18 protein-coding genes and 1 other RNA gene are annotated in these 20,056 nt (G+C 69.5%); 2 read left to right on the forward strand and 17 right to left on the reverse strand.

The genetic code is table 11. The annotated features are described in order from the left end of the window. Positions 1-91 precede the first annotated feature (91 nt). Positions 92-1,129 carry a low-specificity L-threonine aldolase gene (ltaE, locus tag QME70_02625; protein MDI6893503.1) on the reverse strand — a complete coding sequence of 346 codons (1,038 nt, stop codon included), beginning with the start codon at positions 1,127-1,129 and terminating at the stop codon, positions 92-94. A gap of 504 nt (positions 1,130-1,633) precedes the next feature. Here ltaE and QME70_02630 point away from each other — a divergent pair. Further along, complete coding sequence (locus tag QME70_02630) at positions 1,634-1,966, forward strand: Hsp20/alpha crystallin family protein (protein ID MDI6893504.1); 333 nt, start codon at positions 1,634-1,636, stop codon at positions 1,964-1,966. A 55-nt stretch (positions 1,967-2,021) separates the two neighbouring features. Here QME70_02630 and QME70_02635 read toward each other — a convergent pair whose 3' ends face one another. The 12 genes from QME70_02635 to QME70_02690 form a co-directional block, all read right to left on the reverse strand. Next, on the reverse strand, positions 2,022-3,470 hold the full coding sequence (locus QME70_02635; GenBank protein ID MDI6893505.1) for a succinate CoA transferase: 1,449 nt from the start codon (positions 3,468-3,470) through the stop codon (positions 2,022-2,024). Positions 3,471-3,768: 298 nt separating this feature from the next. Next, on the reverse strand, positions 3,769-4,092 hold the full coding sequence (gene trxA / locus QME70_02640) for a thioredoxin (protein ID MDI6893506.1): 324 nt from the start codon (positions 4,090-4,092) through the stop codon (positions 3,769-3,771). Positions 4,093-4,356: 264 nt separating this feature from the next. Then, a non-coding RNA gene (ssrS, locus tag QME70_02645) (6S RNA) lies at positions 4,357-4,553 on the reverse strand. 160 nt (positions 4,554-4,713) lie between these two features. Further along, complete coding sequence (aspS, locus tag QME70_02650) at positions 4,714-6,501, reverse strand: aspartate--tRNA ligase (GenBank protein MDI6893507.1); 1,788 nt, start codon at positions 6,499-6,501, stop codon at positions 4,714-4,716. Positions 6,502-6,517: 16 nt separating this feature from the next. Further along, positions 6,518-7,774 (reverse strand): histidine--tRNA ligase, encoded by a 1,257-nt coding sequence (gene hisS / locus QME70_02655; protein MDI6893508.1) that lies wholly within the window; start codon positions 7,772-7,774, stop codon positions 6,518-6,520. A 66-nt stretch (positions 7,775-7,840) separates the two neighbouring features. Beyond that, positions 7,841-8,653, reverse strand: a complete 813-nt coding sequence (locus QME70_02660) for a M55 family metallopeptidase (GenBank protein ID MDI6893509.1) — start codon at positions 8,651-8,653, stop codon at positions 7,841-7,843. 69 nt (positions 8,654-8,722) lie between these two features. Then, positions 8,723-9,343 carry an MBL fold metallo-hydrolase gene (locus QME70_02665; protein MDI6893510.1) on the reverse strand — a complete coding sequence of 207 codons (621 nt, stop codon included), beginning with the start codon at positions 9,341-9,343 and terminating at the stop codon, positions 8,723-8,725. Further along, entirely contained in the window at positions 9,334-9,810 is a 477-nt protein-coding gene (dtd, locus tag QME70_02670; protein ID MDI6893511.1) for a D-aminoacyl-tRNA deacylase, read from the reverse strand. The genes QME70_02665 and dtd overlap by 10 nt, the downstream gene beginning before the upstream one ends. 60 nt (positions 9,811-9,870) lie before the next feature. Further along, positions 9,871-12,015, reverse strand: coding sequence for a bifunctional (p)ppGpp synthetase/guanosine-3',5'-bis(diphosphate) 3'-pyrophosphohydrolase (locus QME70_02675; protein ID MDI6893512.1), 2,145 nt, complete (start codon positions 12,013-12,015; stop codon positions 9,871-9,873). 122 nt (positions 12,016-12,137) lie between these two features. Continuing rightward, complete coding sequence (locus QME70_02680) at positions 12,138-12,578, reverse strand: lipopolysaccharide assembly protein LapA domain-containing protein (GenBank protein MDI6893513.1); 441 nt, start codon at positions 12,576-12,578, stop codon at positions 12,138-12,140. Between the two features lie 134 nt (positions 12,579-12,712). After that, positions 12,713-14,515 carry a VWA domain-containing protein gene (locus QME70_02685; GenBank protein ID MDI6893514.1) on the reverse strand — a complete coding sequence of 601 codons (1,803 nt, stop codon included), beginning with the start codon at positions 14,513-14,515 and terminating at the stop codon, positions 12,713-12,715. Positions 14,516-14,518: 3 nt separating this feature from the next. Continuing rightward, positions 14,519-15,898 (reverse strand): magnesium chelatase, encoded by a 1,380-nt coding sequence (locus QME70_02690; protein ID MDI6893515.1) that lies wholly within the window; start codon positions 15,896-15,898, stop codon positions 14,519-14,521. A 234-nt stretch (positions 15,899-16,132) separates the two neighbouring features. Between QME70_02690 and QME70_02695 the strand changes: the two genes are divergently transcribed. Beyond that, positions 16,133-16,705 carry a lactate utilization protein gene (locus tag QME70_02695; protein MDI6893516.1) on the forward strand — a complete coding sequence of 191 codons (573 nt, stop codon included), beginning with the start codon at positions 16,133-16,135 and terminating at the stop codon, positions 16,703-16,705. A 62-nt stretch (positions 16,706-16,767) separates the two neighbouring features. Here QME70_02695 and QME70_02700 read toward each other — a convergent pair whose 3' ends face one another. The 4 genes from QME70_02700 to QME70_02715 all read right to left on the reverse strand — a co-directional run bounded on the left by QME70_02700 (position 16,768) and on the right by QME70_02715 (position 20,026). Further along, the gene (locus QME70_02700) at positions 16,768-17,118 is read right to left on the reverse strand and encodes a cupin domain-containing protein (GenBank protein ID MDI6893517.1); all 351 of its coding nucleotides are present in this window, start codon (positions 17,116-17,118) and stop codon (positions 16,768-16,770) included. Between the two features lie 4 nt (positions 17,119-17,122). Further along, positions 17,123-18,097: an ROK family protein gene (locus tag QME70_02705; GenBank protein MDI6893518.1), complete on the reverse strand. Its 975-nt coding sequence runs from the start codon at positions 18,095-18,097 to the stop codon at positions 17,123-17,125. Between the two features lie 112 nt (positions 18,098-18,209). Then, the gene (locus tag QME70_02710) at positions 18,210-19,559 is read right to left on the reverse strand and encodes an MATE family efflux transporter (GenBank protein ID MDI6893519.1); all 1,350 of its coding nucleotides are present in this window, start codon (positions 19,557-19,559) and stop codon (positions 18,210-18,212) included. After that, positions 19,457-20,026 (reverse strand): ECF transporter S component, encoded by a 570-nt coding sequence (locus QME70_02715; GenBank protein MDI6893520.1) that lies wholly within the window; start codon positions 20,024-20,026, stop codon positions 19,457-19,459. The genes QME70_02710 and QME70_02715 overlap by 103 nt, the downstream gene beginning before the upstream one ends. Positions 20,027-20,056: the final 30 nt, after the last annotated feature.

The following is a 20,056-nucleotide window of genomic DNA, read 5'->3' on the forward strand; positions in this document are numbered from 1 at the left end:
GGCCGGGGACCTCACGGCCCTCCCCGCCGCGGGTCCTGCACAACCGTCCGCGCGTCATCCCATACGCCCGCGCCGGGAACCGCCGGCCCGGTCAACCGGGGAGGCGGCGGGCCTCTTCCTTCATGATGGCGGCCGCCTCTTCGACGTCGGCCCGGGAGACGTCCTTGTGGGTCACCAGGCGGATGCGGTCGGGCCCGGTGGCATTCACCTTCACCCCGCGCGCGGCTAGCCGCCTAACGTACTCAAAGGCGTCTCCCCGGGTGAGCCAGCACAGCACGATGTTAGTCTGCACGGTTTCCCTGTCCACCCGGAAAAGGGGATCTTCGGCGAGCAGGTCGGCCAGCAGGCGGGCGTGGACGTGGTCCTCCGCCAGCCGGTCCACCATGGTCTCCAGGGCCACCACCCCGGCGGCGGCGATCACCCCCGCCTGTCGCATGGCCCCGCCCACGATCTTGCGGTTACGCCGCGCCCGCTCGACGAACTCCCGCGACCCGCATATCACCGACCCGATAGGGGCCGCCAGCCCCTTGGAGAGGCAGAACATGACCGAGTCGGCGGGTGCCGCCAGTTCCCGGGGATCGCAACCGACGTACACCGCCGCGTTGAATATGCGGGCCCCGTCGAGGTGTACGGCCAGCCCCCGCCCGCGGGCCACGTCGGCCAGGGCCCGGGTGAGGGCGGGCGTCATCACCGTGCCCCCGGCCCGGTTGTGGGTATTCTCCAGGCAGAGGAGCCGGGGGGGCGGGTAGTGGATGTTCGAGGGCCGGATGGCGCGGGCCAGCTCGTCGGGGTCCATCATGCCCCGCTGCCCCCTGACCAGGCGCGGCTGGACTCCCGAGAGCACGGCCAGCGCCCCCGCCTCGTAGTAGTAGATGTGTGCTTCTTCCTGCAGGATCACCTCATCCCCCCGGCGCGTGTGGGTCATCACCGCCACCTGGTTGGCCATGGTGCCCGAAGCGCATAGCAGGCCGGCCTCCTTGCCCATGCGCGCAGCGGCCATCTCCTCGAGCCGGATGACGGTGGGGTCCTCCCCGTAGACGTCATCGCCCACCTCAGCCCGGGCCATGGCTTCCCGCATAGCAGGGGTGGGGATGGTCACCGTGTCGCTGCGCAGGTCAATGGTCCGCAAGGCGATTCCTCCTTCGACCTGGGTTGCGCATAAGGGGACGTTTGGTGCAGGGACAATAACCCGGGAAGTTGCCGCCAGGTTCTCCGGATAGCCCACCGCGGCACAAACATGACGGGAGGGAACCCCATGAGCGACCGGGAACGCGACAGGGCCAGGCGCGGACAGACGGGCGAGCGCGAGCCTGCCGGACGACAGTTCCCCGTGCGACCAGCATTCGCCGCACCTGCGCCCGGTCCCTCCTCTCCCGTTCCGCCCCCTCTGCCCGCCTACCCACCCTCGGCTTACCCGAGCGCACCGGCCGTCCCCCCTCCCGGCCCGCCGGCTGCATATCCCTCCCCACCCCCGTACGCAGGCGCGTACGGCGTGCTGCCTGCCGGGGTACCCGGCCCCGGCTTCCCTGGACCAGCCGGTATGCCGGCTCCCGGGGGCATACCCACGCCCGGCGGCCTACCCGCCCCGGCTGGCATGCCACCAGCCTCCTGGGCGTACCAGCCCGGCACGTGGATGCCCCGGGCCGACGTTTACCAGGAGGACGGGGACTACGTCATCATCACCGACGTCCCCGGCATTGACCTTGACACCCTGGACCTCACCTGGGACGGCGGGGAACTGGTCCTCGAGGCTACCATCCGGTCCCCCGAGAAGCCCGAACGCAAACCGGTGGTGCGCGAGCGCCCCAGTGGGACCTACTACCGGCGCATCCCCCTGGGAGCCGACCTGGACCCCGCGGGGGCGGTGGCCAGCTACTGCGACGGTATCCTGGAGGTACGGGTACCGCGCAAGCGCCGGCGTGCCAGGCGGGCCCGCACCGTCCGGGTCAAACGCCCGGAAGAGTGACGCCGCGTCAGCCCTGCAGGTCGACCCAGGGCTCAATGATGACGCGGTGCGCCAGCTAGGGGAGCATGGTGCCGGTGTTCTGGTAGCGGAGGTGCCAGGAGAGGGCCTCGGCCAGGAGGTGAGGGGAATGCCCGCCCTGCCGGCGGGCGCGGGCGAAGTAGTCCTCCAGCAGGGGGCGATAGGCCGGGTGGGCACAGCATGAGATGATGGCCTGCGCCCTCTCCCGGGGACTTAGACCCCGCAGGTCCGCCACCCCCTGCTCGGTGATCAGGACGTGCACCTCGTGTTCGGTGTGGTCCACGTGGGAGACCATGGGCACCACACAGGAGATCGTTCCGTCCCGTGCCGTGGAGGGACTGACGAAGATGGACAGGAAAGCATTGCGCGAAAAGTCGCCGGACCCGCCGATGCCATTTAGCATCTGGGACCCGAGCACGTGGGTGGAGTTGACGTGACCGTAAATGTCCACCTCCACCGCCGTGTTGATGGCGATCACACCCAGGCGCCGGATGGCCTCGCCGCTGTTGGAGACCTCCTGGGGACGCAGGACCAGGTGGCGCCGGTAGCGCTCCAGGTTGCGATACAGGCGCTCCTGGCCGGCCGCCGAGAGGGCCAGCGAAGTGCCGGAGGCACCGCAGGCCATGCCGGCATCGATCAGGTCGAGGACGCCGTCCTGCAACACCTCGGAGAAGAAGACCAGCCCCGGCCGCTCCCACTCGGCCAGGGCGCTCAAGACGGCATTGCCCAGGTTCCCGATCCCCGTCTGGAGCGGCAGGAGCGTGGGCGGCAACCGTCCCGCCCGCGCCTCTCCCCGCAGGAAGTCAAGGAGATCCAGGCCGATGCGGCGGGAGGCGTCATCGGGTGCTTCGAAGCTGTAGGGGTGGTCGGGCTGATGGGCCGCCACGATGGCCGCGATGCGGTCGGGGTCCACGGCGATGGCCGGCTCGCCGATGCGCTGCAGCGGTTCCACCAGGGGAAGGGGTTCGCGCCCCGGGGGCCCGGAGTAGCCCCAGATGTCGTGCAGCCCCTCCATCCCGGGCGGGTGCCAGAGGTTCACCTCCACGATGACCCGGTCGGCCACCGCAGCGTACAGGGCAGCGTTCCCCACCGAGGAGGTGGGCACAATGGCCCCGTCCTCGCGGATGGCACACGCTTCCACCAGGGCCACATCCACCTTGCCGAGATGGCGGGCCCTCACCATCTCCGCGCACACACCCAGGTGCTGATCCAGGTAGGCGATATCGCCGCGGTTGATGAGCCGGCGCATGGCACCGAGGGACTGGTAGGGGAGGCGTCGCGCGATGCCGCCCGCGCCGGCCAGTTCCTCGTCGATCTCGCCCCCCACCGAGCCACCCGACCACACACTGAGCCGGAGGGGGTGTCCCGCCCGTGCCTGCCGCGCCAGGGCCCGGGGTACCTCCTTGGGGCTCCCCGCCCGCGCGAACCCGCTCACGCCCACTACCGCTGCCTCGGGCACCAGGCGGGCGGCCTCGTCGGGAGCCATGAGCCTGCCGCGGAGCCGGGCATTGCGCACCCTGTCCTGAGCACCCGCACCTGCCCCATTCACCCTGTCTTGGGCACCCACACCTCCTCCACTCGCCCTGTCCCGGGCACCCGACCGCATCCCGACCTTCACGCTGCCGCCAGCGCCGGCGTCAGCCGCGTCCTTCGCCCCGTGCATGGCCCCTGCCCTGCCCTTTCCGCCATTTCACGCGCCGGCCCGGGTGCCCCGCCGCACCGTGCGGACGGCACCCGGGCCGCAGTTGCCCCAGCATCGCAGATTATCCCGCGAAACCCCTCGTCTAGATGTGAGGGTCCAGCTTTTTCTTCAGTTCCGCCCTGGGGACGTAGCCCACGATGCGGTCGACCGGCTGGCCGTCCTTGAAGAGGATCAGGGTGGGAATGGCCATGACGCCGTGCTGGCCGGCCAGGTTGGGGTTCTCATCCACGTTCACCTTGCCGACCCTCAGCCGGCCATCGTACTCCGCTGCCACTTCCTCCACCACCGGGGCCACCATGCGGCAGGGGCCGCACCACGGCGCCCAGAAATCAACGAGCACGGGCAGCTCGGAGTCACCCACTTCGCGAGGAAAGTTCTGCTCCGTCAGCTCCACAGGCTTGGCCACACCGGATCGCCTCCTCGGACAAACTACGCCCTATTCTACCACAGGTCTCCGCCCTCCAACAGATCAACGTGCGCGGCCACGGCGCGCAGGCGCGGCGCGGGGAGCACGCAGGGTCCCGTCCGGGCTATTCGTCCACTCCCCCGATGGGCCCGGCCCGCTACCTCCCGCATGACGGGGGCATGGGGCGGGAGTCTTTGAGAAATACCCACGCCCCCCTCGACCCTCGGGGTATTGAGGAGCAGTTCTAACAGGGTAAGTCTTGATAAAAGGCCCGCCGTGCCGCATCTCGCGCCGTTTTGAACCCGCTCTCCGCAGGTGGGTGCCTTCCTGTCTGCTTTTTGCTTCCCCGGACCGGCCCTACGCCACCGGGGGGCATGCAAGCCACAGCCAGAGACCAGGCTCCCTTCGTTTTGGTGTTGGCCCAAAACTTCGCGGCGAGACCGCGCGCACGGCAGGCTGAACCTGATGCCCTATTATTTTGTCAAATGCAGTTTAGCACACCCGGCCGCCTTTGACAAGGGGGTTGTCCCAAAATCTGGCCGCCACTCCAGAGAACGGCAGGTCAGACGGCGATACTCGGCCGCACTGCATGGGCGGTCCGATGGCCGCGCCCCGGCCGACTCAGCGCCCCGGGGTGCAGCGGGCTTGCAGGCGCAGGTGAAGCTCGTTCAGCTGGGCGGGGCTGACAGGGGCGGGGGCACCGGTCAGCGGGCAGGAGGCCCGGGCCGTCTTGGGAAAGGCGATGACGTCCCGCATGCTGGGGGCTCCCACCATCAGCATGAGCAGGCGGTCCAGCCCCAGGGCGATGCCACCGTGGGGGGGAGCCCCGTAGCCGAAGGCCTCCAGCAGGAAGCCGAAACGCTCGCGCGCTTCCTCCGCGGAGATGTCCATGGCGCCGAATACCCGCTCCTGCAGTTCCCGCCGGTGGATGCGGATGGACCCCGACCCCAGCTCCTCTCCGTTGAGCACCAGGTCATAGCAGCGCGCCCGTACCTTCCCGGGATCGGTCTCCAGCCAGGGGAGGTGCTCCTCGACGGGGGAGGTGAAGGGATGGTGCTCGGCCTGCCACCTGCCCTCCTCCTCATTCCATTCCAGCAGGGGGAAGCCCGTCACCCACAGGAAGCGCCAGCCCGGCTCCCGCGTGGCCCCCTTCTCCTCGGCCACCTGGGCGCGGAGGAAACCCAGCACCCTGCGCACCACCGGCACCGGCCCCGCCAAGATCAGGACCGTGTCCCCCGGGCCCGCGCCCAGGCGTGCGCGCCAGGCGGGAGCCTCCTCCCCCAGGAAGCGGGCCACGGAACCGCGTACCTGTCCCCCGTCTTCCCAGGCGAGCCAGGCCAGCCCCTTGCCACCGAGCGATGCGATCTCACCGGTGAGGTCGTCGATCTCGCGCCGGGTGAGAGTGATCCCGGGCAGGCGCAGGCCCCGGACCGTGCCCCCTTCGGCAAGGGCATCCCGGAAGATGCGGAACCCGATGCGCGTGGCCAGATCGGAGAGATCCGCGATCTCCCAGGGCAGGCGCAGGTCGGGCTTGTCCGTGCCGAAGCGGTCCATAGACTCGTCCCAGCTCAGGCGGGGGAAGGGCAACTCCAGATCCACGTCCAGGCAGGTGCGGAACAGGTGAGCCATCATCTCCTCGGTCACCGTGAGCACATCGCCCTCATCGGCAAAGGCCATCTCCAGGTCGATCTGGGTGAACTCGGGCTGGCGGTCGGCGCGCAGGTCCTCGTCCCGGAAGCAGCGGGCAATCTGAAAGTAGCGGTCCACGCCGGCCATCATCAGGAGCTGCTTGAACAGTTGCGGCGACTGGGGCAGGGCATAGAAATGCCCGGGCTGCACCCGGCTCGGCACCAGGTAGTCGCGCGCCCCCTCGGGAGTGGATCTGGTGAGGGCGGGTGTCTCCACTTCCCAGAAACCGCGGGAGTCCAGGAAGTCGCGTACGGCCTTCACCGCCCGGTGGCGGAAACCGAGGCGCTCCAGCATGACCGGCCGGCGCAGGTCGAGATACCGGTAGCGCAGGCGCAGGGATTCGTCCGGCTCGGCGCGACCGTCCACCTCAAAGGGAGGCACCAGGGAGGGAGCCAGCACCTCCAGGCGGGAAGGAATCACTTCCACCTCGCCGGTGGGGAGAGCAGGGTTGGCCCGGCCGGGGGGCCGCATGCCGACCTCCCCCCGCACCAGCACCACGTACTCCGCCCGCAACTCCTGGGCCCGCCGGAAGAGGTCACCCCCCTCTTCTCCCTCGGGGTGGAAGACTACCTGGACGACCCCCGAACGGTCGCGCAGGTCCAGGAACAACAGGCCCCCGTGATCACGGACGGCCCTGATCCACCCCGCCACCGCAACCTCCTGCCCGGCGTGATGCGGCCGCAACTCGCCGCAATAGTGACTCCGTAGCAATCCTGCCACCTCTCCCCGATCCTCTTCACCGGTCCGGCAGGTAGCGCCTGAGGGCTGCCTCCAGGCTGCCGGCGGGAACCCGCACCTGGTCGCCAGAGCGCATGTCCCGCACCGTGACCTCCCCCGACGCCACCTCGTCCTCCCCCACCATCGCCACCAGGGGAGCACCCAGGCGAGAGGCATGCTTCATCTGAGCCCGGAGGCTGCGGCCCAGGTAGTCGATGTCGGCCTGCCAGCCCGCCCCGCGCAGCCGGTACAGGAGGTCGAGGGCCACCGGGCGGGCCGCGTCGCCGGCGTACACCACCATCACCTGCACTTCTGCGGGTGGCGCGGGCAGTCTGCCCTCCAGCTCCAGGGTGGTGATGATCCGCTCCAGTCCGGCGGCAAAGCCCACCCCGGGGGTGCGATCGCCCCCCAGCTGCTCCACCAGGCCGTCATAGCGGCCCCCGGCGCACACCGTGCTTTGGGCTCCCAGGGCCCCGTGCATGATCTCGAACACGGTGCGGGTGTAGTAGTCCAGCCCGCGCACCAGGGTGGGATCGAGCACGAAGGGGATACCCATCCGGCCCAGGAACTCCTGCACGGTGGCAAAGTGCTGCCGGCATTCGGGGCAGAGGAAATCGGTGGGCCGGGGTGCCTCCCGCACCAGGGCCCGGCAGGAGGGCTCTTTGCAGTCCAGCAACCGCAGGGGATTGACCTCCAGCCGCCGGGTGCAGTCCGGACACAGGCCTTCCCGGCCCCGGAAGTAGGAGAGCAGGGCCTCCCGGTAGGAGGGGCGGCAACGGGGGCAACCGATACTGTTCAGGTGGACGGATAGCCCCTCCAGGCCCAGCCGCTCGAACAGGTCTCGAGCCAGGGCGATCACCTCGCCGTCCAGGGCGGGATCGTCCGCACCGAAGGCCTCCACGCCGAACTGCACGAACTGGCGGAATCGCCCCGCCTGAGGCCGTTCGTGGCGGAACATGGGACCCAGGTAGAAAACCTTCCACGGCAAGAGAGGGCGCTCGGACGCCTCCAGGTAGGCCCGCGCCACCGGAGCCGTCCCCTCGGGGCGCAGGGTGAGGCTGCGCCCGCCCCGGTCGCGGAAGGTGTACATCTGCTTTTCCACGATGTCGGTGGTCTCGCCCGTCGTGCGCTCGAAGAGTTCGGTGTGCTCGAAGATAGGCGTACGTACCTCGAGGTAGTGGTAACACCGGCACACCTGGCGGATGACATGTTCTACATACTCCCACACATAAACGGCCCCCGGCAGCACGTCCTGGGTACCCCGGGGCCGCTGAATCGCAGCCCTGGCCGCCCTGGCCACCCCCTCACCATGGCCCCATTCTAAATTGGGCACCACCTGCTGTCAACGAGCGGCAAGGGCCATGAGGGCACGGCCGGCGCGGTAGGCGGTGAGGAAATCGGGTGCCCGGTATCCCACGGTGACGTCGTCGATACGCAGGGCCCCCGGCATCAGTTCGGCCGCATCGGCCAGGCCGCTGTGGATGAACCGGGTGTGAAGCTCCACGGGCCGGTCCACGCGGAAGGGAGGGATCTCACCCGCGCGGGTGACCGCGCGGCGGGCTGCTTCCCGGAGCAGGGCGTGCACCTTCTCGGGCGGCAGGCTGGCAGCAACATTGCGGGCCACGTACTCCTTCACCGCCACCGTCTCTATGGGACCGAGCAGGGCGCGGGCCTCCTCCACCACCGTGGAATCACCGGACACCAGCACCACCGGTACCCCATACTCGCCCGCCACCGCGGCATTCATCCCCGTCTCACCCATCACCCGTCCGTTCACCCGATACTCGGCCACGCTCCCGGTGTAGGTGTGGCTCAAGACTCCCCGGCTCCCGGCGCGGGCATGGTACCCCACGAAGAAGGCGCACCGGAAGCCGCCGTCCAGCCCCTGGACCATGGAGAGGGGCTTGGGGCTGCCGCTGATCAGGCGCGCGGCCGGGTGCAGTTCCTCCAGGAGTAAGTTGCGCATGCTACCATGAGAGTCGTTCACCACCACCTCGGCAGCTCCGGCCTCGAGCGCCCCCTCCACGGCCGCGTTCACCTCGCGGGTCATGAGGCGCCGGGCCCGCTGGTAGTCCTCGCCCCCCTCCTTGCCCGTCTCATCCCAGTGCACGATCCCGCTGATGCCTTCCAGATCCGCCGATACGTAGACCTTCACCCCCGCTTAACCTCCTTCATCCTCAGCTGCCCGCCGGGGCGGCCGCCCTCACTGCAGGCACGATTGGCCTCACTGCAGGTACGGGTTACCCGCCCTCTCCTCCCCAATGGTGGTGGCGGGGCCGTGTCCCGGATACACTACCGTCTCGTCGGGGAGAACCAGCAGCTTTTCCTTGATCGATCGGATCAGGGTGACATGGGAGCCTCCGGGAAAGTCGGTCCGCCCCACGGACCCGGCGAACAGGGTGTCCCCGGAAAACACCGCCCCCTCGCCCGCCAGGCAGATGCCGCCCGGGGTGTGACCCGGCGTGTGCAGGACCCGGAAGCGCATCTGGCCCACCTCGACGAGGTCACCGTCTTCCAGCAACCGGCCGGGGGCGACGGGAGGAAGGGGGTCCCCCGCCCAGGCCGAGAGGTTGCGAGCGGGGTCTGCCAGCAGGGCGGCATCCAGGCGGTGAATGTGCAGGGGTGCTCCGGTGGCCTCCTTGATGTCCCGGTTGGCGCCGATGTGGTCGGCGTGGCCGTGGGTGTTGACGACGCATCGGACCGTGATCTTCATCTGCCCCACTACCTCCAGGATGCGCTCCGCTTCGTCGCCGGGGTCGACGATCATGCCTTCGCGGGTGACGGGACAGCCCACTATGTAGCAGTTGGCCGCAAACCACCCTACCGCCAGCGTCTCTAACAGCAACCCACCGACCTCCCCCGTGACTGTTGCGGGTGGCTGTCCAGGAGCACGGTCACCGGTCCGTCGTTGGCCAGTTCCACCAGCATATGTTCTCCGAAAGCACCCGTCTGCACCGGTACCCCCCTCCGGCGCAGATCCGCCACGAACTCCTCGAAGAGGGGAAGTGCTTCTGCGGGGGGAGCAGCATCGCTGAACCCCGGCCGCCTCCCCTTGCGACAGTCGGCATAAAGGGTGAACTGGGAAACGGCCAGCACCTCGCCCCCCACGTCCCCCAGAGCGAGGTTCATCTTGCCCACCCCGTCCTCGAACACGCGCAGGGTGGCCACCTTCTCCGCCAGATGGCGCGCCGCCGTGGCATCATCACCCCGGCCCACCCCCAGCAGGACGAGGAACCCCGGTCCGGTATGGGCGAGTTGCCGGCCCTCCACCGACACCCGCGCCCACTTAACGCGCTGTACCACCGCCCGCAAACACGTGCACCTCCTGCCCCGCGCCCCGGCTCGGCACCCTCCCGCGCGGTGGGGCCGCCATCAGGGCGTGCGGGACTCTCGCACCACCCGGTCCACCGAAACCACGTCCTTGATTTTGCGGATGCGCCGGGCCAGGTCGTCCAGTTCCCGCAGGTTGTGTACCTGCAGGACCAGGTCTATCAGGGCCAGGCCGCCCTTGTCGGCCCAGGCCCGGGCCGACAGGATGTTGGCCCGGGCGTCTGCCACCACCGCAGTGACTTCCGAGAGCATCCCCGGCCGGTCCAGGCCCCGCACCTGCATCTCCACCGGGTACCAGCCATCGGCGCCCGCGTCCCAGGACACCTCCACCAGCCGACCGGAGTCACGTGCCAGGGCCCGCACGTTGGGGCAGTCCAGCCGGTGGATGGAGACACCCCGACCCCGCGTCACGTAGCCGATGATGGGGTCGCCGGGAATGGGAGTGCAGCAGCGTGAGAAACGCACCAGCACGTCTCCCACGCCCCGGACCAGCACACCCTGGCTGCTGGTACGACTGGGCTCGGTCGGACCCGGCGCCGGCACCTCAGGAGCCAGTCGCCCCAGCCGTTCCGCCAGGCGGGTGGCCACCCGCTGGGCGCTCACCGCCCCGTATCCGATCGCAGCCAGCAGGTCGTCCCCGGCGGGGAAGTTCAGTTCCCCGGCCAACTCATCCAACCACGCGGGCCGAACCTCCCGGGCGTCCAGCCCCAGCGCCCGCAACTCTCGGTCCAGGGTCTCGCGGCCGGCGGCGATGTTCTCATCCCGGCGCTGCTTTTTGAACCAGGCCCGGATCTTGGAGCGCGCTCCCGAAGTCCTCACCATCTGGAGCCAGTCGGGACTGGGGCCCCGGCTGTGCCGCGAGGTGAGGATCTCCACGATGTCGCCGTTTTCCAGGGGGTGGTCGAGGGGGACGATGCGCCCGTTCACTTTGGCCCCCACGCACGAGTGGCCCACTTCAGTGTGCACCCGATAAGCGAAGTCCAGCGGGGTCGCTCCCGCCGGAAGATCGATCACGTCGCCTTTGGGGGTGAACACGAAGACCTGGTCGGAGAAGACGTCGATGCGCAGGGAATCCATGAACTCCTGGGCATCCCGCACGTCCCGGGACCACTCCAGCAGCTGGCGTAACCAGGAGAGCTTCTCCTCGAACCGCCGATCGGTGATCCGACCACCCTCCTTGTAGCGCCAGTGGGCGGCCACCCCGTACTCAGCCGTGCGGTGCATCTCCCAGGTGCGGATCTGCACCTCAAAGGGCTCTCCCGCGGGCCCGATCACCGTGGTGTGCAGAGACTGGTACATGTTGGGCTTGGGCATGGAGATGAAGTCCTTGAAGCGGGCCGAGACCGGCTTCCAGAGGGAATGGACGACCCCCAGGGCGGCGTAGCAGTCGGGGACGGTGTCCACGACCACCCGCACGGCGATGAGGTCGTAAATGTCGGACAGGTCGCGGCCCTGCTCCACCATCTTGCGGTGGATGCTCCACAGGTGCTTGGCCCTCCCCTGGACGTCGGCCCTGATGTGCGCGGCCTCCAGCCGCTCCTTCAATAGATCGATGACCTGTGCCAGCCGGGCCTCCCGCTCCTCGCGCCGTTTGGCAACCCGGTCCACCAGCTGCCGGTAACGCTCGGCATCCCGGTACCGGAAGGACAGATCCTCCAGCTCCCACTTGAACCGCCAGACCCCCAGCCGGTGAGCCAGGGGTGCGTAGATCTCCAGGGTCTCGTCCGCGATCTTGCGCTGCTTGTCCGCAGGCAGGTAGCCCAGGGTGCGCATGTTGTGGAGCCGGTCGGCCAGCTTGATGATCACCACACGCAGGTCCTGGGCCATGGCCAGGATCATCTTGCGCAGGTTCTCGGCCTGGGCCTCCCGGGCCGAGGCAAACCCCAGCCGGCCCAGCTTGGTGACTCCGTCCACCAGGCCGGCCACCTGCTTGCCGAACTGGGACTCGATCTGGGCCAGGGTGACGCCGGTGTCTTCTGCCACATCGTGCAGGAGGGCAGCCGCAATGCCCACCGGGTCCATCTCCAGCTCGGTGAGCAGCAGGGCCACCGCGAGGGGATGGAAGATGTAGCACTCACCCGAAGCGCGGCGCTGTCCCTCGTGGGCCCGCAGGGCAAAACGGTACGCCTTCTCCACCAGTTGCGGATCCGCTCCCGGGTAGTAAGCGCTGAGCTTCTCGACCAGCACTCCGAAGAGCTTGTCCGCCGCCCGGAGGAGTTCTTCTGTGTATTCGCTGCGTACCGCCCGTTCGGCCAGGCTCAAGCCGTCGCCTCCTCATATTCGATTATAGTCCACCGCCGCGAAGAGTGTCATCTTCCGCCGCCCGGCTCGGCCGCGCCAGGTGGGGGTGCGGACCCCTCCGTCACTCTGTCACCGGTTCCCGAACCTATCCCGGAGCCCTGGCCGGACGGACGGCGCCCTTCCTCTTCGGCTTTCTTGAGCTTTTCGGCCAGCTGGCGGGCTTCTTCCTCCGCCCCGGTTACCCGCTCGCTGAGCTGGCGCTTCTCTTCCTGCAACCTGCGCACCTGGCCCTGCAGGTCCGAGCTGCGAAGATACGCCCGCACCCGCTGCGGCAGGGCGCTCACGGCGGTGAGGAGCACGCCGGCCGCGGCAGCACCGGTGATCACCAGCGCCTGCGAAGTGCGCCACTCCCACCCCAGGAATCGGATCACCACCAGGTCCGTGTTCTGGCCGGCAAACAGGGCAATCAGGACAGCGGCCACAAACCACACCAGCCAGGCCCAGGTCACGCCCCTCGCCCCCTCAGGACATTTTTGGCAAGCCATTCGCCGCCCGGCGCCAGCATTCCTGCTCGCCCGTCTGCCCTCGTGCGGTCAGGCAGTACGGCCCGCCCGGCGGTCGGGCGCTGGAGCGTGCCAGTCGGTCAGGCGGTGAGGGCGCGCACGCGGCGCCTCTCGGCGTGGGCGATGGCCACCAGGGCCTCCTTCTCCAGTTCGTCCACGATGTACAGGTGCCCGTTGGCCCTCCGGCACAGGCCCTCCAGGAAGGCCCGGTTGGGCTCAAGACCGATGCAGGCGAAGTTCACCCGGGCTGCGGGTATGCGGTTGGCGGCGTCCAGAGCGTCGCTCAGGGGGTCGAGGGTCCACTTGGGTACGGTGGGGATGCCGTCCGAGATGAGCAGGAGGACGGGGTTGCGCGCCCGCGCCCGGCGCAGGTACTCCAGGGCCCCCATAATCCCCTCCGCCATGGGAGTGAGCCCCAGGGCGGAAATGCGGGAAAGACCGTGCTCCACCCGGCAGTAACTCCGGCACAGGGGCACATAGGTCTCCACCTGGCGTTCCTGGAACACCAGCACCGCCACCCGGTCCCGGGTGGCCAGTACCAGGTGTTGAGCCAGGAACTTGGCCGCCCGCAACCGCCGCCCCGCCATACTGGCCGAGGCGTCGATGAGCAGGCAGATGTCGATGGGATTGCCCGGCCGGTGCCGCCACACCCGCACGTCCTCCGGCCTGAGGACGATGCGCGACGGCCTGACGGCCTCGGGGGGCGGGGCCAGGAGCCCCCGGCGCACCGACTCCACCACCGTCTCGGTGACGGCCAGCTCCCGTGCCCACTCCCCCTTTTCCACCGGTTCAGGCCGCATGGCCGGTCCCCGTCCCTGCTCGGGACGACCCTCCAGCCGGCGGTTGACCCGGGCGCGGGCGGGAACGGGAGCGGGGATGCGCCGCAGCAACTTGCGGAACTCCAGCTCGATTTCTCGCCGCCGCTCCCGCACCATCTGTCGCAGGGTCATCCCGGTGGGCGTGAGAGTGACCTTCCACCCGTCCCGGCGGATCAGACCCCGCTGCTCGAGGAGGTCGAGAAAGCGCGACACCGAGCGGTGCGAGCCGGCCAGCTTCATCGCCAGAGAACGCATCCCGTCGTCGCCGGCCAGGGCATCCAGCGCCTCCTGCAGGTCCCCCACCCCGCCCAGTTCCTCGGCCAGCTCGAGGGCAGACTCCAGTTGCCGGCTGGCCTGCACCTCGGGTGAGGCCCGGTCTCCCGGGATCTCCTCCCGCAACAGGGAGTCGGACAGGGAACGATAGGGAGAAAGATCGATGTCGGGACTGCCGGGCGGCGCGGGAGGATCGCATATCACCTTCTCCACCCGGCGAATCTCCAGGCCGCTCAGGCCCACCTGCTCCTCCACCGCCGCCACGAAGTAAAGGAGCAGGCCCATCATCTCGCGGGGGATCCGGGCGGCGATGTGCACGTGGTTGGAATGGGCATAGCGCACCGATGCCCGCCTTCCGTACTTCAGGCTCCCCGTGCACCGCCCGCCGCCGGTGGCCGTCTGCACGTCCACGTAGTCGAGGATGCGGCCGGGGGCCCGATCGGGAGACTCCCGGGGCCAGGGCAGGCCGGGCGTCGCCGCCCAGGCGTCCACCGCCCGGGCGAGGGCCCGGGCCACCGCCCGGTGATCCACCGCCCCCAACTGATGGAACACATCCAGGTGGATCACCTCGCCGGGACGTCGCCGGTGGTAGAACACCTGCCCGGCGTCGGCACCCGTGAGCACGTGCAGCTCTTGAGGACGACGGGGGTCCACGGTGTGCATCTTCAGGGAAGCCACCCCTGCTTCCCCGAGGTGCACCCCCCGCGTCCCCTCCAGCGCTGCCGCCATCACCAGACCCGCCTGGCGCAGAAACTCGGCATCCGCCAGCGAGCGCACCCTGAGCAGGGACACGCTCTACTCCTCCCTGACCCAGGCGGCCAGGGGCAGTTCCACCAGGGGGCGAGCCACCGCCGGCGGGGAAGCAATGGGTGCCTGCAGGGGGTCGGTCATGGGAGATGCGCCTCCCCCACCTCGCGTTCCCGTGCCTGCCGGACCCGCCCTGCTCTCGCGGGCCCCCCTTCCGCCCGGCCCGCCGCCCGGCTCGCCCCCCAGCAATGCCTGCAGCCGTTCGCGGGCGCGGGCGAACAGCTGGCTGAGACCGGTATCGCCCCGCTCCTGGGTGGGGGCGGCAGCGGGCACCTGGGCCTCCGCCGCTCCCCCCCCTGGTTCCCGGGGCGAATCGAGCCTGGCCATAACCTCGCTGAGAGTGGGCATGTCCACCCGATGCCGCAACACCAGGGGCGCCACCGCCAGGAAATCGGCTACTTCCGCCTCTTTGCGCCCGGCCAGGCAGGCGTGAATGCGGGCACCCAGCTGCCAGGCTTCCACCGCCCGAAGGCTCTCGAAACCGAAGTCCACGTATAGCGAGGCGATCAGCCCCCGCAGGCTGTCGGGAACCAGCACCTGGGGCATCCACTGCATGAAGTGGCTCCACCGGGTGCGGTTGCGGTCCAGGTCGGGCAGACCCGGGATGGCCGGCCTGGGGCATACGCCCGGGACGCTCCCTGTCCGGAACCAGGCGTCCGACGCCTCCAGGACCCGCCTTACCGCTTCCGGGGCAGCGGGACGTCCCATATTCACCACCAGGTCAAAGCGGTCGGCCAGTTGCCGCCTGATGTCTTCCAGGGGGCCAGGGTCCTCGTCCGGGTTGGAGGCCGCCCAGACGCAGGCGTTGACATCCAGCGACACCACGGGCAGGCCCGTCTCCTCGATCTGCACCCGCCCCGGCTTGGTACCCATCACCCCCAGCAGGACGTCAGTCAGCTCGGGGGAGGTCTCGGCCAGGCGGTTGATCTCATCCACGAAAATGATTCCCCGGTGGGCCTGAGGGATGGTGCCGGGCAGCAGGGCAGCCTGGGCACCGCGGGGCGATGTCAGCCGGCCCAGGTCGATGCTGCCCACCACCGTGCCCAGCTTGGCCGAGTGGGTGATCTCCAGGAAGGGCATGGCGGTCCACTCGGTCCCCAGGGCCGCCACCTCTTCCCGGCTCAGGTCGCGGTGCTCGGGACAGTGAGGCCGATCCGGATGGCAGTTGTAGACGCAGCCGGCAATGCGCAGGATGGGGGGCAAGACCTGCCGGGCCGCCCGCAGGATGGTGGTCTTCCCCGTGCCTCGCAGCCCCTCGGCGTGCAGGTGCAGGGGGCGGCCGCACAGGGTGCCGAGGACGCTCATTTCGATGGCTTCAAACAGCGCCTGGTTTCCCGGAAAGCGAATCAGTTCCTGATACCCCAGCACGGAGCCCACCCCCTGCCTCTTGTCGCGGCATCTATTGTTTCCCGGCGGCAACCCGGCCATAAGAAGTTTGCCCGGCCAGTTTTTCCCGGCCGAGCCTCCCTTGGCAGGGGAGAATCCGGACCACCGCGAAAGTACAGCGCAGCGGCTACCCGGTCTGCGGGGTAGGGGCGGCGGCTACGCGCTCCTCCCAGCGGGAGCATCCGTGGGTGCCAGGGCACTCGGGGGGGAATGGGAATGGCGGGCGCTGAGCTGTTCGAGCTTTTCAGGCAGAGGGCGGAGCAGGCAGGGGCCCACGTGGAGCGCCTGCCGGGACCGCGGGAAGCGTGCGCGTACGTGTGCCGCATGGTCGCGGAACGGAAGCTGGCCCCGGTCCTGGTGGCAAACGGTCCCTTACTCGGGGAAATGCATCTGGTGGCCGCTCTCGCCGGGCAGGGCACCGAGGTGCTCCTGGATACGGCTCAGGGTGCGGAGCAGGCCGCCCTGGGGGTGACCGAAGCCGACCTGGGCGTGGCCGAGACGGGGAGCCTGTACCAGGATGCCACGTCTCTCGTGCTCCGGCTGGCCAGCATGCTGCCACCCGTACATGTGGCCGTGCTGCCCGCCGACCGCATCGTGGGGACCCTGGAGGAAGCTCTCCCCTACATCTTGGGCCGCGGGCAACCCCCGGCCTACGCCGCCTTCATCACCGGCCCCAGCCGCACCGCCGATATAGAGCGCGTGCTCACCATCGGGGTACACGGGCCCGCGGAACTTCACATCCTCTGCATAGACCGGCCCCAGGCCGCTCAGCGGGCCGCCTCAGCCTGACGAGCACGCCCCTTCCCGGCCCGCCCTCCGGGCTCACGCAGACCGGCGAGGGACCACCGCCGTCAACGCGGGCGCTCGCCCGCGTCCGCCGTGCGGCCGTATGCATCCTCGATCCTCACCACGTCTTCCACCTGGGGCGTGGATACCTCCACGATCTGGAGGTCCTCCTCCGCCCAGATGCGGTGCACGGTCCCGGGAGGGATGGTCACCGCCAGGCCGGGCGCAACTTCCTTTTCTTCATCACCGACCAGCAGGCGTCCCCTTCCCCGCAGGAAGTACATGCTCTCCAGCTTCTCACGGTGATACTGCAGGCTGAGGCTGTGCCCCGCTCTGACCTCGATGATCTTCCCCACGTAGGAGGGAGTGACGGCCCACCACGTCTCGCGTCCCCACGGCTTCTCCACGACCTTCACCGTGTCACCCCCCGTGTCTCCCCAGGCGATCCCGCACCAGCACGGCCGCCCCCACCACGCCCGCGTCCCGGCCCAGGGCGGCCGGCCTGATTTCCAGGTCCCGCACCAGATAGGGCATCCCCTGCTCCCGTACCAGGCGGCGCAGGGGCGCAAAGAGAAGGTCACCCGCGGCCGCCAGCCCTCCCCCTACCACCACCACGTCAGGGTTGAAGGCGTGCACGGCGGACACCACCCCCGCCGCCAGGTACTCCATGGTTTCTTCCCATGCCCGCACCGCCACTGGGTCACCTTGGCGTACCGCCTCCACCACCGCCTCCCCCGTGAGGGGCGCAACGCCGGCCAGCAGGCTACCCGCACCCTCTCCGGTCAGGGCCGACCGCGCCCGGCGCACCAGGGCCGGCCCGGAGGCGTAAGCCTCCAGGCATCCCCGCCCGCCGCACCGGCAGGGCTCGCCCCCTGCGCGCACCACCAGGTGACCGAGCTCGGCGGCCGCTCCCCTCACACCGGAGAATATGCGGCCGTCGCACACCACTCCTCCGCCCACGCCCGTCCCCAGGGTGAAGTATACCACCAGGGAGAATCCCCGCCCGGCACCGTGGCGGGCCTCGCCCAGGGCAGCGGCGTTGGCGTCGTTCTCCACTACCACCGGGAGCCCCAGCTCGTCGGCCAGGAAATCGCCCACGCGCATCCCGTCCCACCCCGGGAGATTGGGCGGGTTGTGCAATACCCCTGCCCGGGGGTCAAGAGGACCGGGAAAACCGGCTCCCGCCCCGCCCACCCGCCATCCCCGCCCGCCAGCGCACTCCACCAGCGAGCGGGCCACCGCCGCCACCTGCCCGAAAGAGACCTCGAAGCCGCCCTCGGCCAGCGTTGGTAGCTCCACGCGCTCCCGCACCTGGCCCCGGTCGTCCACCAGGGCACCGGCCACCTTGGTGCCGCCCACGTCAAGGCCCAGCCATACCCTGTCCCGGGCGGTCAAGCCCACCACCCCCGCTCATAGCGACGCGACAGCTCGTGCCTGGATGGCATTCAGCCAGGCCGGTAGTCAGCCAGCGCGTCCCCGCCCATTGTGACACGGCCACGGCCCCCGATCAAACCCTCACCGACTTCCATCGCCCCGAACGGAAACGGTGCAGGAACAGGGTCGACCGCACCACCCAGTCGGCCAGCATGGCCAGCCAGGCGCCCGGCAGCCCCATGCCCAGGCCGAACACCAGCAAGGAAGTAAGACCCAGGCGGACGACCCACATCCCCACCAGGGTGTAGCCCATCACCACCGTGGTGTCCCCCGCCCCCCGCAACGCGCCCGGGATGACGAACCCGACCGCCTCCGGGAACTGGGTGAAGGCCACTATCCGCAGCAGGGGTACGCCCAGGGCGATCACGCGGGGATCGGGGGTGTATATGCGCAGGAACAGACCGGGGATGGAGAAGAACAGCACCGCCATCCCCCCCATGGTGGCCAGGGCAAACCACAGCGCCACATAGGCGCTCCTCTCCGCATCGCGGGGGCGGCCTGCGCCCAGGTTCTGTCCCACCAGGGCGGTGGCGGCAGTGGCGAATCCCATCCCGGGCATGTACGAGAATGACTCGGCGTTCAGAGAGAGGGAGTGGGCGGCATACGCCACGGTACCCAGGCTGGCCACCTGGCGGGCGTATGCCAGCTGGCCGCCGCTGGTGAAGGCGCGCTCTGCGGCGGCGGGAACCCCCACCCGGAGGACGCGCCAGATCAAGGCCAGGTCCAGCCGGGTCATCTCCCGGGTGCCCAGGCGCAGACCCGCCCTGCCCGCCATGACCATCACCATGAGGGCCACCGCCCCCAGGCCGCGCGACAGCGAGGTGGAAAGCCCCGCTCCCACCACCCCCAGGGGCGGACAGCCCAGGTGCCCGTATATGAATACCCAGTTGAAGAAGATGTGGATGGCGTTCAGGGCCGCGTTCACGTACAGGGGCGAGCGGGTGTCGCCGGCACCACGCAGGCACCCGGCCACCACGGTGAGGACGAAGAAGAAGGGCATGCCGGGCATAACCGCGCGGATGTATGCCGCCCCCAGGGGGACAACGTCCGGCGCCGCCCCCATGAAGATGGCGATGAGGGACGCCAGCAAGAACCCAGCTCCCGCCACCAGGGTCCCGAGGGCCATGGCGACGGTAACCGTCTGGCCGGTGACCCGGGCCGCCGTGGGGCGATCCCCCGCCCCCACCGACCGTGCTACCACCGCGGTGGCACCCACCGCCAGTCCCATGAATATGGAGCTCACGAACCAGAAGGGCTGAAAGCTGAGTCCCACGGCGGTCACGGCCTCGGTGCTCAGATGACCCACCATGGCCATGTCCACTACCTGGGTGATCGTGCCCAGGGCCTGTTCGGCCACCACCGGCCAGGCCAGCCGCCATACCGCCCGGCGCAGTTCCCTTCCCGTTGCAGCTTCTTCCTGCACTCCCCCGCCACCCATCGCGACCATGTCCCGGAGCGTCCGCCCGCCGCAGGGCTCCGCGACGCCCGAGTGGAAACCGGCCGGTGAAACCCCGGCGGCGACCGGCCCGTCGTCACGGCGAGCGACGCGCGGCAGCCGGGCCGCTGGCCACAAGGTTTAGCAATTCTTTCGCCCAGGCGCATCCTTCCGTACAGGAACCCGGTGAGCAGGCCGTAGATGCCCAGCTCGAAAACCATGGCCTGGGCCACCGGGGGAGCAAGAGGCGGCATCCCGGTGAGCACGGCGCTGAGCAGGGGCGTGATCATCCCCGCCAGCAGGCCCACGGAAGGGCTGCAAAAGAAACCCGCCAGCAGCACGGGAATGTGCATGGGCAGGAAGACCTTGCCCAGGCCCACGGCGTGAAAGGCAATGGGCAGCAGGATTCCCAGGGCCACGAAAAGAGCCCCCCGGGTCAGGTTGCGCAGGCTCACCGTTCTCAACCCCCCTGGTAGCACGAGTGT

It is taken from the genome of Bacillota bacterium, assembly GCA_030019365.1.
Lineage (GTDB): Bacteria > Bacillota > Sulfobacillia > JACIYH01 > JACIYH01 > JACIYH01.

Coding starts and splice junctions, on each gene's coding strand:
- QME70_02695 (MDI6893516.1), top strand. CDS start 16,133: ATGGCGGGCGCTGAGCTGTTCGAGCTTTTCAGGCAGAGGGCGGAGCAG.
- QME70_02635 (MDI6893505.1), bottom strand. CDS start 3,470: ATGGCTCCCGACGAGGCCGCCCGCCTGGTGCCCGAGGCAGCGGTAGTG.
- QME70_02630 (MDI6893504.1), top strand. CDS start 1,634: ATGCCCCGGGCCGACGTTTACCAGGAGGACGGGGACTACGTCATCATC.